The following is a 12,388-nucleotide window of genomic DNA, read 5'->3' as shown; positions in this document are numbered from 1 at the left end:
AGCGCACGATTCGCCTTGTTCTTGCTCAATACGGAATGTAGTATCTTGTATATCAGAAGGCTATCAGGCTACAACCCTCAGGAGACGAAGCATGAAAATCTGCGTGTACGGCGCCGGCGCGATCGGCGGCTATATGGGTGCGCAATTGGCGCGCGCCGGTGCGGACGTCAGTTTCGTCGCGCGCGGGCCGCATCTCGCGGCGATGCAGGCGAACGGCGTGCGGCTCAGGATCGATGGCGAAGAACATGTCGTCAAAGTGCGCTGCACCAATAATCCCGCCGAGCTCGGTCCGCAGGATTTCGTGATCATCGCGTTGAAGGCGCATTCGATTCCCGCGGTCGTCGACCTGATTCCGCCGCTGCTCGGGCCGGAAACGGCGATCGTCACCGCCGTCAACGGCCTGCCTTACTGGTATTTCTACAAGCACGGCAACGAACTCGAAGGCACGAAACTGCAGAGCGTCGATCCGGGCGGCCGTCAGTGGGACGTCTTCGGGCCGGAACGCGCGATTGGCTGCGTGCTGCTGCCCGCGGCCGAGATTGCGGAGCCGGGCGTCATCGAGCATCACTACGGCAAGAAGTTTCCGATTGGCGAGCCGAGCGGCGAAATCACGCCGCGTCTGCAGGCGTTGCACGACATGATGGCGAAGGCCGACATGGAAGCGCCGATGCGCGACAACATTCGCGACGAAATTTGGCTCAAGCTCTGGGGCAACCTGTGCTTCAACCCGATCAGCGCGCTGACCGGCGCGACGCTGGACGTCCTGACGAGCGATCCGGGCACGCGCGCGCTCTCAAAGGCGATGATGCTGGAGGCGAAGGCCATCGGCGACAAGATCGGCGTCAATTTCCGCGTCGACGTGGAGCGGCGCATCAATGGCGCGGGCGCGGTCGGTGCGCACAAGACTTCGATGCTGATGGACTGCGAGGCCAATCGCCCGATGGAAATCGATCCGCTGATGACCGTCGTGCAGGAAATCGGCCGCCTGGTGCACGTCGAGACGCCGATGCTCGATGCGGTTCTCGCATTGATCAAGCTGCGCGAGGGCGTGAACCAGGGCACTGCGAGGGCATTGCCGCTCCCGCAATCCCAAAAAGCCGCCTAAACTGCAGACAAAGGCACCGGCGTTGTTTATGATATACAAGATGCAAAATATGTTGCGCGATATTGCGATGCAACATATAATGAGGGCTCTTGAGTGATTTAACCGGAGCCTTAAATGAGCATCGCCCTGTTGGTTGTCGTCGGATTCGCGCTGGTTGCCGTTGGTGTGGGTGTTACGTTTATGATTGCGTCGTCGGTGCCGCAGAGCATGCTGCAGCGCGCACAGAATCACGGTCGCTTCGCTGGTCTCGCGGCGGACGATCAGAACGGCGGATCGGGCAAGCGTGTCGACGCTCGCCGTCCGCACTTGGGAAATCAAGCCATCAATGCCATCTGATACTCAATCCGTAGAACGGCCGGAAGTTCGCACGTCGGGACTCACGCTGTCACTGGAACCGATCAATGCCACGGTTTCGCTGCGTGACCAGGCGTACGCAAAGCTGCGACAGGCGATCGCCGAGGCGGACATCTACCGCTCGCGGGAGGAGATTCGTCTCGACGAGAAAGAACTGACCGAAGCGCTCGGCGTGTCGCGCACGCCGATCCGCGAGGCCATGACGCTGCTGGAGCAGGAAGGTTTTCTGCGCACGGTGCCGCGCCGCGGCGTGTATATCCTGCGCAAGACCAAGCGCGAGATCGTCGAGATGATCCATATGTGGGCGGCGCTGGAGAGCATGGCGGCGCGGCTCGCGACGCAGCGTGCATCGGACGAGGAAATCGCCCAGTTGCGCCACATGTTCGACAACTTCCGCGACTCGACGCCCGCCGAGCATATCGACGAGTATTCGGAAGCGAATATCGCGTTCCATTCCGCCATCGTGCGGCTGGCGAAGTCGGAAATCATCTTCGACACGATCAAGAACATCTTCGTGCACGTGCGCGCCATCCGAAAGATGACGATCTCGCAGAGCGACCGGGCGTCGCGCTCGATCGTCGATCACATGCGCATCATCGAGGCGCTGGAGAAGCGCGACACAGAGCTGGTCGAGCGGCTCGTCAAGCAGCATTCGCTCGATCTGGCGGCGTTCGTCGAGGCGAACTGCGACTTTCTGGATTGAATGTTGTCGAGCAGGAAGAAGAAAGGCCGCGCGGTGATTGCCGCGCGGCCTTTCTTATTTGCAGCCGAGTATTGCGGATTGCCGCTCGAGCTCGCGCTGCCGGTCGGGCGACGTTTGACTGTCGGCGCCGCCCCACGTATTGCTCACGAAATCCTCGCTGCCGCGATTGCGCTGCGCGCTCGGGTTGTCGCGGCCCCAGTCGATCGACGCGCCCAATGCGGCGCAACGTTCGCTTTGCAATTGCTCGTCGGTGACGGACTGTCCCGGAGCGCGATCGAGATTCGTGCTGAGTTGGCTTTGAAAGCGCGGCGCGGACGCCGCATCGGCATAGGCCGGCGATAGCGAAACGGTCTGCGCCCCGGCCACGCCGCATAGGCAAGCCAGCGCCAGGTAGACGACGATTCTGTCGAGCATGGCGTCAGTCGCGCGCGCAGTCGAGCTGCTGGGATTGCATCGGCATCTGCGATCCCTTGTCGTCGGATTGTTGCGTCACCTGTGAACTGCCATCGGGCAAGATCGCGATCGAACCGCTGCGCTGCGGCGTCGTGCCCGGCAGCCCGGCCGACAGACTTTGCGGGCTTTGCGCGCCCTGCAAGTGGCAGTGGATCGGGCTTTTGGGCGGCGCAGGCGGGTTCTTCACGTTCGCGGACGCACTGCCATCGAAACGGGAAGAAGCGGGGCCGAAGGACGGAGAAAGCGACTGGGCCAGCGCATGCTCGACACAGACGGCCAGCGTCAGCGCTGCGACGGCGAAGTAGAAGAAACGGATCATGAGGCGCAACTGTCAGGCTTGGAGAACCTTGCAGTCTACGATGCGCCCACATTGAAACTGTCAAAATGTGTGTCTTGCGAGACGGTCAGAGGCGCCGCCTCGCAAGTTTGCCGATCAGCGACGCATCGCGCGCACCATCGTTTCGCCGAGCGCGGCGGGCGAATCGGCGACGTGAATGCCGGCGGACTTCATCGCGTCGATCTTTGCGGATGCCGTTCCCGAGCCACCCGAGATGATCGCGCCCGCGTGACCCATGCGGCGTCCCGGCGGCGCGGTCGTACCGGCGATGAACCCGACGACCGGCTTTTGCGTCTTCGCGTCCTTCAGGAACTGCGCCGCGTCTTCCTCCGCCGACCCGCCGATTTCGCCGATCATGATGATGCCTTCGGTCGCGTCGTCTTCCAGAAAGAGCGACAGGCAGTCGATGAAGTTCGTCCCGTTCACCGGATCGCCGCCGATACCGATGCACGTCGTCTGTCCGAGCCCGGCCGCCGTCGTCTGCGCGACGGCTTCGTAAGTGAGCGTGCCCGAGCGCGACACGACGCCGATCTTGCCCGGCTTATGGATATGCCCCGGCATGATGCCGATCTTGCATTGCCCCGGCGTGATGACGCCCGGACAGTTCGGCCCGACGAGCCGGCTCGCGGACCCGGAAAGCGCGCGCTTCACGCGCAGCATGTCGAGCACGGGGATGCCTTCCGTGATGCAGACGATGAACGGCACTTCGGCGTCGATGGCTTCGAGAATCGCATCGGCGGCGAAGGGCGGCGGCACATAGATGACGGACGCGTCGGCGCCGGTCTTCGCGACCGCATCGGCGACGGTGTCGAACACCGGCAGATCCAGATGCGTCGTGCCGCCTTTGCCCGGCGTCACGCCGCCGACCATGCGCGTGCCGTAAGCGATCGCCTGCTCCGAATGAAACGTGCCTTGCGCGCCGGTGAAGCCCTGGCAAATCACTTTCGTGTCTTTATTGATCAGCACGCTCATTTGGCGGTTCCTCCTTGGGCGACGGCGGTGACGATCTTGTCGGCGGCATCGGCGAGATTTTCGGCGGGAATGATGGCGAGGCGGGACGCGCGCAGAATCTCGCGGCCCGCGTCGACGTTCGTGCCGGCGAGGCGCACGACGAGCGGCACGCGCAGGTCGACTTCGCGCGCTGCGGCGACGACGCCTTGCGCGATCACGTCGCAACGCATGATGCCGCCGAAGATGTTGACGAGAATTCCCTGCACTTTCGGGTCGCGCAGGATCAGCTTGAACGCGGTCGCGACGCGCTCCTGCGTCGCGCCGCCGCCGACGTCGAGGAAGTTCGCGGGCTCGCCGCCGTAGAGCTTGATGATGTCCATCGTGGCCATCGCGAGGCCGGCGCCGTTCACCATGCAACCGATGTTGCCGTCGAGCTTCACATAATTGAGGCCGTGCTTCGCCGCTTCGATTTCGGCGGCGTCTTCTTCGTCCTCGTCGCGCAGTTTCTCGATATCCGCATGGCGATAGAGCGCGTTGTCGTCGAAATTGAGTTTGGCGTCGAGCGCCATCACGTCGCCGGAGCCGGTCACGACGAGCGGATTCACTTCGACGATGGACGCGTCCAGATCGACGAACGCCTGATAAAGCGCCGTGATGAACTTCGACGCCGCCTTGATCTGATTGCCGGTCAGCCCGAGTCCGAACGCGATCTGCCGCGTGTGGAAAGGCTGCAGGCCCGTGGCCGGATCGATCGCGACCTTGAGAATCTTTTCCGGCGTGCGATGCGCGACTTCCTCGATCTCCATGCCGCCCTCGGTCGACGCCATGAGCGTGATGCGCGACGTGGCGCGATCGACCAGCATGCCGAGATACAGTTCGCGCGCGATATCGCAGCCTTCCTCGATATAGAGACGCTTCACTTCCTTGCCCGCCGGCCCGGTTTGCTTCGTCACGAGCACCGACGCGAGCATGTTCCGCGCGTTCTCGCGTACTTCATCGACCGACTTCACGACCCGCACGCCGCCCTTGCCGTCGGGATCGTTGGCGAAGCGCCCGGCGCCGCGGCCGCCCGCGTGAATCTGCGATTTCACGACCCAGACCGGGCCGCCGAGCGCACTGGCCGCATCGGCGGCTTCCTGCGCGGAAAAGGCGACGCGGCCCTCCGGAACCGCGACGCCGTACTTTCGCAGCAGCGCCTTCGCCTGATATTCGTGGATGTTCATTGCGTCTCCTAATGTCCTCTGATGGGAATGGGCGCGACCACAAAAACGCGTCATCGTGGCGCGCTGAAATACTGTATATCACATTTCACGGAGCGCAAATAAATTTTGCGCGCGACTCGCCTGAGCTGTACACATTTGATGCGTTGCAGCGTCGAAAACGATCAAACCGAGACGGGAAGGAGATCTCAGCGATTATTGCACTGCATCACAGGGTTTTTTCCGAGCTTGATACAGTTGACTAATACTGTGTGTGGAATATTGTATATCACAGCAACCGGGACGCAGCGCGACGTCCACGGGATCGCACACCACCCAATCGAGGAGGAGACAAACAATGTCCGAAGTCGTCAGCAGCCGCCCTGAAGTCGCTCCAGCCACCACCACCGCAGATGACACGCTGAAAGCAAAAACCCGCGGCGCCGGCGTCGTCTCGGGCGGCCATCTGGTCGCCCGTGCTTTGAAGAACGAAGGCGTCGACACGATCTTCACGCTGTGCGGCGGCCACATCATCGATATTTATGACGGCTGCGTCGACGAAGGCATCCGCATCATCGACGTGCGCCACGAGCAGGTCGCGGCCCACGCCGCCGACGGCTATGCGCGTCAGACCGGCAAACTCGGCTGCGTCGTCACGACGGCCGGCCCCGGCTGCACGAATGCGGTGACGGGCGTCGCCACCGCGTTCCGCTCGGAAAGCCCGATCATCCATATCGGCGGACAGGGCGCGCTGACCCAGCACAAGATGGGCTCGCTGCAAGACCTTCCGCACGTCGACATGATGGCGCCGATCACGAAGTTCGCCGCGACCGTGCCGAGCACCGAGCGCGTCGCCGACATGATTTCGATGGCCGCCCGCGAAGCGTTCAACGGCGCGCCCGGCCCGGCGTATCTGGAAATTCCGCGCGACGTGCTCGACCGTGAGATCGACGTCACCCGCGCCGTGATTCCGCAGCCGGGCCGTTATCGCGCGTCGACGAAATCGGTCGGCGATCCGGCATCGATCGAGCAGCTCGCCGATCTGCTGGTGAACTCCGAGCGCCCCGCGATTCTCTACGGTCAGCAAGTGTGGACCGCGCGCGGCCACGAAGAAGCCGTCGCGCTGCTGCGCGGCCTCGACATTCCCGGCTACTTCAACGGCGCGAGCCGCGGCCTGTTGCCGCCGGGCGATCCGCATCACTTCGACCGCACGCGTTCGCAGGCTTTCGCGAAGGCGGATCTGATCGTGATCGTCGGCACGCCGTTCGATTTCCGCATGGGCTACGGCAAGCGCATCAGCAAAGATCTGAAGCTCGTGCAGATCGATATGGACTACCGCACGGTCGGCAAGAACCGCGATATCGATCTCGGTCTCGTCGGCGATCCGGGCGCGATTCTCGGCGCGGCATTGCAGGCGGCGAGCGGGCGTCTCAAGAATGACAAGCGTCAGGCGCGCCAGGCGTGGATGCGTGAACTCTCGGCGCTGGAGGAAACCGCGACCGCCAAGCTGATGCCGCTCTTCACGTCCGACGCGAGCCCGATCCATCCGTACCGCGTCGCGCACGAAATCAACCAGTTCCTGTCGGACGACACCATCTACATCGGCGACGGTGGCGATGTCGTGACGATTTCCGCGCAGGCCGTGCGTCCGCGCCGTCCGGGTCAGTGGATGGACCCGGGCGCGCTCGGGTCGCTCGGCGTCGGCACGGGCTTCGCGATCGCGGCGGGATTGGCGAACCCGGAGAAAGAAGTACTCTGTTATTACGGCGACGGCGCGTTCTCCATGACGTCTTTCGACATGGAAACCGCGAACCGCTTCGGTGTGCCGTATATCGCGGTGATCGGCAACAACTCGGCGATGAATCAGATTCGCTACGGCCAGCTCGCGAAGTACGGCGAGGAGCGCGGCAACGTCGGTAATCTGCTGTCGGATGTGCCGTATGGCCGCTTCGCCGAAATGCTCGGCGGCTACGGCGAGGAAGTGCGCGAGGCGTCGAAGATCGCAGGCGCGCTGCAACGCGCGCGCGAATCCATCGCGAAGACGGGCAAGAGCGCGGTCATCAACATCTGGGTCGATCCGACTGTCTACGCGCCGGGCACGATGGCGCAGACGATGTACAAATAAATGTGAACCTATAAACGTCGTAAGAGAGATTTGGGAGACAAAGCCATGACGGTGAACACTTCTGGCAAGGCGCTGGACGGCGTGCGCATCCTGGACTTCACGCACGTCCAGTCCGGCCCGACCTGCACGCAGCTGCTCGCGTGGTTCGGCGCGGACGTCATCAAGGTGGAGCGCGCGGGCGCGGGCGACATCACGCGGGAGCAACTGCGTGACATCCCCGACGCCGACAGCCTCTACTTCACGATGCTCAACCACAACAAGCGTTCGATCACCATCGATACGAAGAATCCCGAAGGCAAGAAGGTGCTCGAGACGCTCGTCAAGAAATGCGACGTGCTCGTCGAGAACTTCGCGCCGGGTGCGCTCGATCGCATGGGCTTCACGTGGGAGCGCATCCAGGAGCTGAATCCGCGGATGATCGTGGCCTCCGTGAAGGGTTTCGGACCGGGACCGTACGAAGACTGCAAGGTCTACGAGAACGTTGCGCAATGCGCGGGCGGCGCGGCCTCGACGACCGGTTTCGACGACGGCCCGCCCACAGTGACCGGCGCGCAGATCGGCGATTCGGGCACGGGGCTGCATCTCGCGCTCGGCATCGTCACGGCGCTGTATCAGCGCAACACGAGCGGACGCGGCCAGAAGGTGCTCGCGGCGATGCAGGACGGCGTGCTGAACCTCTGTCGCGTGAAGCTGCGCGATCAACAGCGGCTCGAACGCACCGGCGTGATGAAGGAATATCCGCAATACCCGAACGGCAGCTTCGGCGAAGCGGTGCCGCGCGCGGGCAACGCGTCGGGCGGCGGCCAGCCTGGCTGGATCCTGAAGTGCAAGGGCTGGGAAACCGACCCGAACGCGTACATCTACTTCATCACGCAGGCGCCGGTGTGGGGCGAAATCTGCAAGGTGATCGGCCGCGAGGAATGGATCGATCATCCGGACTACAAGACGCCGAACGCGCGCCTGCCGCATCTGAAGGACATATTTGCGGAGATCGAACGCTGGACGATGTCGAAGACCAAGTTCCAGGCGATGGAAATCCTCAACAAGCACGACATTCCGTGCGGCCCGATCCTGTCGATGAAGGAAATCGCCGAAGAGCCGTCGCTGCGCAAGACCGGCACCGTAGTCGAAGTGGATCATCCGGTGCGCGGCAAGTACCTCACGGTCGGCAATCCGATCAAATTGTCCGACAGCCCAACCGACGTCGTGCGCTCGCCGCTGCTCGGCGAACACACCGATGAAGTCATGGCCGAACTCGGCTACACGCCCGACCAGGTCGCCACATTGAAGAGTCTCGGCGCGATCTGACTTTAACGTTCTGAACGCTTGACCGCCGCCGCCTCGAACGAGGCGGCGCGGGCCCCTGCACGCCCATATACGGAGACACCTCAAAATGAACAGCACGGTTGTCCAGGAACGCAGCGAAGCAGCCAATTCATCCACGCAGACGGCGCAGGTCGTGCCGCTGCATGCGCCCGACGCGAAACGCCGTGTCGCCGAAATCTTCGATCGCGTGAAGGCCGAAGGCCGCACGTCGCTCACCGCGCCCGAAGGCAAACTCGTCTGCGATGCATACGGCATCGCGGTGCCGCAGGAAGGCGTGGCGAAATCGGCGGACGATGCCGCGAAGCTCGCATCGTTCATCGGCTATCCGGTGGTGCTGAAGATCGTATCGCCGGAAATCCTGCACAAGACGGAAGCGGGCGGCGTGCTCGTCGGCGTGAAGAATGAAGCCGATGTCCGCGCGGGCTTCGACACGATCATTTCGAACGCGAAGAAGTACGACCCGAACGCGACGCTCGTCGGCGTGCAGGTGCAGCAGATGGTCGGCGCCGGTCAGGAAGTGATCATCGGCGCGGTGACGGACCCGTCGTTCGGCAAGCTGATCGCGTTCGGTCTCGGCGGCGTGCTCGTCGAAGTGCTGAAGGACGTGACGTTCCGCCTGGCTCCGGTCACGCGCGACGAAGCCGCATCGATGCTCGACGGCATCCAGGCCGCCGAAGTGCTGCGCGGCGTGCGCGGCGCGGAACCGGTGAATCGCGAGGCGCTCATCACGCTGATCGAACGCGTGTCGCGTCTCGTCGACGACTTTCCGCACATCTCCGAGATGGACCTGAATCCGGTCTTCGCGAGCCCGAACGGCGCGGTCGCGGCGGACGTGCGCATCGTGATGGACTTCGCGCCGGCCGAACCGCGCTATCGCCCGACGCAGGAGCAGATCGTCGCGCAGATGAACCGCATCATGAAGCCCGATGCGGTCGCGGTGATCGGCGCGTCGAACGAGGACGGCAAGATCGGCAACTCGGTGATGAAGAACCTCATCAACGGCGGCTATCAGGGCGCGATCTATCCGATCCACCCGAAGGCCGACGAGATCATGGGCCGCAAGGCGTACAAGAGCGTGAAGGACGTGCCCGGCGTCATCGACGTGGCGGTCTTCGCGATTCCGGCGAAGTTCGTCGCTCAGGCTTTGGTGGAAGTGGGCGAAAAGAAGATTCCGGGCGCGGTGCTGATTCCGTCGGGTTTCGCGGAGACGGGCAATCACGAAGGCCAGGACGAGATCGTCAAGATCGCGCGCCAGTACGACATCCGCATGATGGGCCCGAACATCTACGGCTTCTACTACACGCCGAAGAACCTCTGCGCGACGTTCTGCACGCCGTACGACGTGAAGGGCAAGGCCGCGCTGTCTTCGCAATCGGGCGGCATCGGCATGGCGATCATCGGCTTCTCGCGCTCGGCGAAGATGGGGGTTTCGGCGATCGTCGGCCTGGGCAACAAGAGCGATATCGATGAAGACGATCTGCTCACGTTCTTCGAGCAGGATGACAACACCGAGATCATCGCGCAGCACTGCGAGGACCTGAAGGATGGCCGCTCGTTCGCCGAAGCCGCGAAGCGCGTGTCGAAGAAGAAGCCGGTCGTCGTGCTGAAGGCGGGGCGCACGAGTCTCGGCGCACGCGCGGCGAGCTCGCACACCGGCGCGCTCGCGGGCAACGACAAGATCTACGAGGACGTGTTCCAGCAATGCGGCGTGATCCGCGCACGCTCCTTGCGCGATCTGCTCGAATACGCGCGCGGCATTCCGAAGCTGCCGACGCCCAAGGGCGAGAACGTCGTCATCATCACGGGCGCGGGCGGCTCGGGCGTGCTGCTGTCGGATGCGTGCGTGGACAACGGACTCTCGCTGATGACGATGCCCGACGATCTCGATGCCGCATTCCGCAAGTTCATTCCGCCGTTCGGCGCGGCGGGCAATCCGGTCGACATCACGGGCGGCGAGCCGCCGTCGACGTACAAGAACACGATCCGCCTCGGGCTCGAAGACGATCGCATCCATTCGATCATCCTCGGCTACTGGCACACGATCATCACGCCGCCGATGGTCTTCGCGAAGCTCGTGATCGAAGTCAAGGAGGAGATGAAGGCGCTCGGCATCGAGAAGCCGATCGTGGCGTCGCTCGCGGGCGATGTCCAGGTCGAGGAAGCGGCCGAGTATTTGTATGAGCACGGCGTGCCGGCGTATGCGTATTCGACCGAATTGCCTGTCGCGGTGCTCGGTGCGAAATATAAGTGGGCGCGCGGCGCGGGTCAGATTTAAGGAGGAGGGGACGAGGGCGCGGGCCAAGCATGCCCGCGCCCCATCACAAGGGAGACACCTGTGACACACTGGATTCGCTTTCGCGATGCCGATGGCAGCATCGGCTTCGGCACGCTCGATCAGCACTCGGGCCGCGTCGTGCAGCACGACGGCGCGATGTTCGACCGCCCGCGCCCGACCGACATCACCTTCGCCGTGGACGACCTGACGCTGCTCGCGCCGTGCCAGCCGAGCAAGGTCATCGCGCTGTGGAACAACTACTACGCGCTGTCGCAGAAGCTGGATAAAGCGCCGCCGCAGCATCCGCTATTTCTCATCAAGCCGCCGATGTCGGTGATCGGGCCGAACGAGTCGATACGCCGGCCGAAGAGCTATCAAGGCAAGATCGCGTACGAAGGCGAGCTGGGCATCGTGATCGGCAAGACGGTGAGCGGCGCTTCGGTCGAGGAGGCCGAGGCGGCGATCTTCGGCTACACCTGCGTCAACGACGTCACCGCGATCGAACTGTTGCAGGAAGATCCCAACTTCGCGCAATGGTGCCGCTCCAAAGGCTTCGACACGTTCACTTGTCTCGGGCCCGCGATCGTCACGCCGGGCAATGGCTTCGACTGGCGCGCGGCGAGTGTCGTCACGACGCTCGAAGGCGTCGAGCGCCAGAACTATCCGCTCGACGACATGATCTTCTCGCCCGCCGAGCAAGTGAGCCTGCTGTCGCAGGACATGACGCTCGTTCCCGGCGATGTCATCGCGTGCGGCACGTCGATCGGCGTCGGCTCGATCAAGGACGGCTCGCGCGTGGATGTGTCGATCGGGGGGATTGGCACGCTGTCGAACGTGCTCGAAGCATGATCGGGGATGCGCTCTCGGGTGCGCTGTGCGTGCTCGCCGCGCTGTCGGCCGGGGCGTCGATGCGCCAGGGCGCGATGCGTTCGCTGTGGGTCGCCGGCGCGATTGCCGTCGTGGTTTGCGCGGTGAGCGGCGGGGCAGGCACGGTCGCGCTTTTACTCGCCGCTGTCGCGGGATTCGCAGGATTTCGGCTCAACCGCGGCGCTTCGAGTGCGTCGACGCAGGCATTGCTTGCGACGATCGCGTTCGTCGCGTGGCTGCTGCCGTACTCGAATAGTGTGTACGCGGTGGCCGCAGGCGGCGCGATGGCGGCGCCGGGCTATCTGCTTTGCGCCCGGTCGAATCGCGAAGGCGCGAACCAGCAAGCACTGCATCTCGCCTGCGCAGGCGCGTGCGCGGCGCTCGCGTATATCGTCGGCGCGCAGCCGGGCGTGCTCGCCGTGGTTCCGACGCTTGCGCTTCTGGCGCTCATCGGCGCGCATTTGTCGCTCGCCATCGGTGGCAATGTCGGCGCGCCTTTCGCGGGTCTCATGACTGGCGCGGCGTCGTGCGGTCTCGGCATCGCGGCCGCGATTGCTAGCGCGCATGGCGCGCTCGCCGTGACGGCGGCCGCGCTCGCAATCGAATGCGCGCAGTCGGCGGCGCTCGTCCGCATCGTGCGCGAAGCACCGTAAACGACAAAGCCGTCGCGATCGTCACGCCGGCTTTGTCATC

Annotated in this window: 12 protein-coding genes; 8 read left to right on the top strand and 4 right to left on the bottom strand. The window is 63.8% G+C overall.

Annotated features, from left to right (window positions below):
• Positions 1-91 precede the first annotated feature (91 nt).
• The 3 genes from AWB75_RS25270 to AWB75_RS25265 all read left to right on the top strand — a co-directional run bounded on the left by AWB75_RS25270 (position 92) and on the right by AWB75_RS25265 (position 2,162).
• The gene (locus AWB75_RS25270) at positions 92-1,105 is read left to right on the top strand and encodes a 2-dehydropantoate 2-reductase (protein ID WP_061126775.1); all 1,014 of its coding nucleotides are present in this window, start codon (positions 92-94) and stop codon (positions 1,103-1,105) included.
• Between the two features lie 114 nt (positions 1,106-1,219).
• Entirely contained in the window at positions 1,220-1,441 is a 222-nt protein-coding gene (locus tag AWB75_RS37220; protein WP_143746492.1) for a hypothetical protein, read from the top strand.
• Complete coding sequence (locus tag AWB75_RS25265; protein WP_061126774.1) at positions 1,431-2,162, top strand: GntR family transcriptional regulator; 732 nt, start codon at positions 1,431-1,433, stop codon at positions 2,160-2,162. Before AWB75_RS37220 ends, AWB75_RS25265 begins: the two co-directional genes overlap by 11 nt.
• 54 nt (positions 2,163-2,216) lie before the next feature.
• Here the strand turns inward: AWB75_RS25265 and AWB75_RS25260 are convergent, their stop codons facing one another.
• The 4 genes from AWB75_RS25260 to sucC form a co-directional block, all read right to left on the bottom strand.
• Complete coding sequence (locus AWB75_RS25260) at positions 2,217-2,576, bottom strand: hypothetical protein (RefSeq protein ID WP_061126773.1); 360 nt, start codon at positions 2,574-2,576, stop codon at positions 2,217-2,219.
• Positions 2,577-2,580: 4 nt separating this feature from the next.
• Positions 2,581-2,934 (bottom strand): hypothetical protein, encoded by a 354-nt coding sequence (locus tag AWB75_RS25255; RefSeq protein ID WP_143746491.1) that lies wholly within the window; start codon positions 2,932-2,934, stop codon positions 2,581-2,583.
• A 114-nt stretch (positions 2,935-3,048) separates the two neighbouring features.
• Entirely contained in the window at positions 3,049-3,924 is an 876-nt protein-coding gene (sucD, locus tag AWB75_RS25250) for a succinate--CoA ligase subunit alpha (RefSeq protein ID WP_061126771.1), read from the bottom strand.
• Positions 3,921-5,126: an ADP-forming succinate--CoA ligase subunit beta gene (gene sucC / locus AWB75_RS25245; RefSeq protein ID WP_061126770.1), complete on the bottom strand. Its 1,206-nt coding sequence runs from the start codon at positions 5,124-5,126 to the stop codon at positions 3,921-3,923. The genes sucD and sucC overlap by 4 nt, the downstream gene beginning before the upstream one ends.
• Positions 5,127-5,460: 334 nt before the next feature.
• Here sucC and AWB75_RS25240 point away from each other — a divergent pair, with 334 nt between their 5' ends.
• The 5 genes from AWB75_RS25240 (at position 5,461) to AWB75_RS25220 (ending at position 12,348) form a co-directional block, all read left to right on the top strand.
• On the top strand, positions 5,461-7,227 hold the full coding sequence (locus AWB75_RS25240) for a thiamine pyrophosphate-binding protein (protein WP_061126769.1): 1,767 nt from the start codon (positions 5,461-5,463) through the stop codon (positions 7,225-7,227).
• Between the two features lie 45 nt (positions 7,228-7,272).
• Positions 7,273-8,535, top strand: a complete 1,263-nt coding sequence (frc, locus tag AWB75_RS25235; protein ID WP_061126768.1) for a formyl-CoA transferase — start codon at positions 7,273-7,275, stop codon at positions 8,533-8,535.
• 85 nt (positions 8,536-8,620) lie between these two features.
• Positions 8,621-10,828, top strand: coding sequence for an acetate--CoA ligase family protein (locus AWB75_RS25230; protein WP_061126767.1), 2,208 nt, complete (start codon positions 8,621-8,623; stop codon positions 10,826-10,828).
• A gap of 60 nt (positions 10,829-10,888) precedes the next feature.
• Complete coding sequence (locus AWB75_RS25225) at positions 10,889-11,677, top strand: fumarylacetoacetate hydrolase family protein (protein ID WP_061126766.1); 789 nt, start codon at positions 10,889-10,891, stop codon at positions 11,675-11,677.
• Positions 11,674-12,348 (top strand): hypothetical protein, encoded by a 675-nt coding sequence (locus tag AWB75_RS25220; RefSeq protein WP_061126765.1) that lies wholly within the window; start codon positions 11,674-11,676, stop codon positions 12,346-12,348. The genes AWB75_RS25225 and AWB75_RS25220 overlap by 4 nt, the downstream gene beginning before the upstream one ends.
• Positions 12,349-12,388 lie beyond the last annotated feature (40 nt).

Source organism: Caballeronia catudaia, assembly GCF_001544755.2.
Classification (GTDB): Bacteria; Pseudomonadota; Gammaproteobacteria; order Burkholderiales; family Burkholderiaceae; genus Caballeronia; species Caballeronia catudaia.
The sequence above is the reverse complement of the archived record's forward strand: the minus strand, read 5'-3'. Positions and strand labels throughout refer to the sequence as shown.

Bases quoted from the DNA above. Each gene is read 5' to 3' on its own strand.
- AWB75_RS25270 (WP_061126775.1), top strand. From the start codon at position 92: ATGAAAATCTGCGTGTACGGCGCCGGCGCGATCGGCGGCTATATGGGT.
- AWB75_RS37220 (WP_143746492.1), top strand. From the start codon at position 1,220: ATGAGCATCGCCCTGTTGGTTGTCGTCGGATTCGCGCTGGTTGCCGTT.
- AWB75_RS25265 (WP_061126774.1), top strand. From the start codon at position 1,431: ATGCCATCTGATACTCAATCCGTAGAACGGCCGGAAGTTCGCACGTCG.
- AWB75_RS25260 (WP_061126773.1), bottom strand. From the start codon at position 2,576: ATGCTCGACAGAATCGTCGTCTACCTGGCGCTGGCTTGCCTATGCGGC.
- AWB75_RS25255 (WP_143746491.1), bottom strand. From the start codon at position 2,934: ATGATCCGTTTCTTCTACTTCGCCGTCGCAGCGCTGACGCTGGCCGTC.
- sucD (WP_061126771.1), bottom strand. From the start codon at position 3,924: ATGAGCGTGCTGATCAATAAAGACACGAAAGTGATTTGCCAGGGCTTC.
- sucC (WP_061126770.1), bottom strand. From the start codon at position 5,126: ATGAACATCCACGAATATCAGGCGAAGGCGCTGCTGCGAAAGTACGGC.
- AWB75_RS25240 (WP_061126769.1), top strand. From the start codon at position 5,461: ATGTCCGAAGTCGTCAGCAGCCGCCCTGAAGTCGCTCCAGCCACCACC.
- frc (WP_061126768.1), top strand. From the start codon at position 7,273: ATGACGGTGAACACTTCTGGCAAGGCGCTGGACGGCGTGCGCATCCTG.
- AWB75_RS25230 (WP_061126767.1), top strand. From the start codon at position 8,621: ATGAACAGCACGGTTGTCCAGGAACGCAGCGAAGCAGCCAATTCATCC.
- AWB75_RS25220 (WP_061126765.1), top strand. From the start codon at position 11,674: ATGATCGGGGATGCGCTCTCGGGTGCGCTGTGCGTGCTCGCCGCGCTG.